4 protein-coding genes are annotated in these 1,560 nt (G+C 61.3%); 2 read left to right on the top strand and 2 right to left on the bottom strand.

Annotated features, from left to right (window positions below):
• Positions 1-175 precede the first annotated feature (175 nt).
• Together BRAS3809_RS35995 and BRAS3809_RS20585 are read left to right on the top strand one after the other, a co-directional pair.
• Complete coding sequence (locus tag BRAS3809_RS35995; protein WP_008963971.1) at positions 176-667, top strand: hypothetical protein; 492 nt, start codon at positions 176-178, stop codon at positions 665-667.
• 11 nt (positions 668-678) lie between these two features.
• Positions 679-1,026, top strand: a complete 348-nt coding sequence (locus tag BRAS3809_RS20585) for a barstar family protein (RefSeq protein WP_008963970.1) — start codon at positions 679-681, stop codon at positions 1,024-1,026.
• Here the strand turns inward: BRAS3809_RS20585 and BRAS3809_RS20580 are convergent.
• The gene (locus BRAS3809_RS20580) at positions 1,023-1,250 is read right to left on the bottom strand and encodes a hypothetical protein (protein ID WP_008963969.1); all 228 of its coding nucleotides are present in this window, start codon (positions 1,248-1,250) and stop codon (positions 1,023-1,025) included. The two genes, BRAS3809_RS20585 and BRAS3809_RS20580, sit on opposite strands and share 4 nt — an antisense overlap.
• Positions 1,247-1,560: YbjQ family protein (locus BRAS3809_RS20575; protein ID WP_035657263.1), on the bottom strand; the 314-nt coding region annotated here is incomplete at its 5' end. The genes BRAS3809_RS20575 and BRAS3809_RS20580, both read right to left, overlap by 4 nt.

Here is a 1,560-nt window from a genome sequence, read left to right as displayed (position 1 = left end):
CGTGATGCCGGGCTAGCCCGGCCATGACGACGTGGAGAGAGATGAGCGCAAGACTGCGACCGTCAGATGCGATAGCCCAGGAGTACGAGGGGAGCGTCGCGCTCATGCTGTACGGACTTGCTGAGACGTTGAACGTTAAGTCAAGGTATGCCGTGACGAAGTTCAGGAGCTGAGCTTGAGCAATGATAACGCCGGTGTGCTGCAGACTTTCCGCGACCCGCTGGTCGGCTTGCCGCTTTCCCATGTGTGGCGAGGCGCCGGCTCCGCCATTTTCTTGGAGTTTGGACGCCTCACGGGTCGTAACCGCCGTGACGGGACGCCGGGAAACCCGCGAGGCGAGTTTGGTCTTATGATTCAATGGAGCTGGCGTATCGAAGACAGATCGTCGATCTTGTGCGGAAGCTGGAGTGAGGATTCTCGATGGGCGGAAACGTTCGATCTGATCCGTAACAGGACAATTGTAGAGTTATCGTTGGTCGGCCGGTTGCCCGAAATCGCCGTCGCGCTGTCCGATGAACTCTACGTGTCATCTTTCATGACCGCCGAAGGCGATCCCGCTTCGGCGCTATTCGATCGACGAAGGGACACTTTGAGAACCTTGTGTGTTCAACATGGTCGACTCGAGATGGAGATCGCACAGCCGCCAGAAGGGGTAAGCGGCCAGTAAGGAGTCCTGCCATGACGCAAGCGACGATCGTCCCCATTCCCTCCGACCGCATTCACGATTGGGACAGTTTCCACCGTGTGTTTCAGGAGGCCCTTGGCTTTCCCGGTTTCTACGGTTGCAACATGGACGCCTGGATCGATTGCATGACCTATGTCGACGATCCCGACGCCGGCCTGTCGAGCATCACCGTGGCAAAGGGCGACCTTCTCATTCTTCGTGTCGACAACGCCGACGAGCTGCAGCGACGCTGTCCGGAGCAGTACCAAGCGCTTCTTGAATGTACAGCCTTCGTCAATCACAGGCGCGACAAGCCGGGACAGTCTCCGGTCCTCGCCTTGATGCTCAGCGGCTATTTCTAGTTTTGTCGCCCCGCCCGCACATAGGCCCGCTCGCCGGTGCGCGGCTGAAACCAGACGTCCAGCGTTTCGCCGCTGGTGGGGTCGACGAAGCGCTCCTCGGTCTTGACCCAGTCCGGCCCCGGTGGCGCCGAGAGCGCGTCGCGCTTGTACCCGCCCTGGCGGAAGACGAACCACACCAGCACGACGGCGGTGATGACGGCGAGCCAGAGCACGAGGCCGATCATCGTGCGGGTTCGATGACGGCCGCGGTGCCATAGGCGACGATCTCGCTCATGGTCTGGCCGATCTCGGCGCTGTCGAAGCGCATCATGACGATGGCGTTCGCGCCCATCGAGGTCGCGTTATACACCAGACGGTCGAGCGCGTGGCGCCGCGCCTCCTCCAGCATCTGCGTGTATTCGTGGATCTCGCCACCGACGATCGAGCGCAGGCTAGCCATGAAGTTGCCGCCGATGCCGCGGCTGCGCACCACCACGCCAAAGCATTGCCCCAGCATCCGCACCGTGCGGTAGCCGGTCACGTTCTCAGTCGTCA

Source organism: Bradyrhizobium sp. STM 3809 (genome assembly GCF_000239795.1).
Lineage (GTDB): Bacteria > Pseudomonadota > Alphaproteobacteria > Rhizobiales > Xanthobacteraceae > Bradyrhizobium.
Note: the sequence above shows the minus strand (reverse complement) of the source record. Positions and strands in the feature narration are given on the sequence as shown.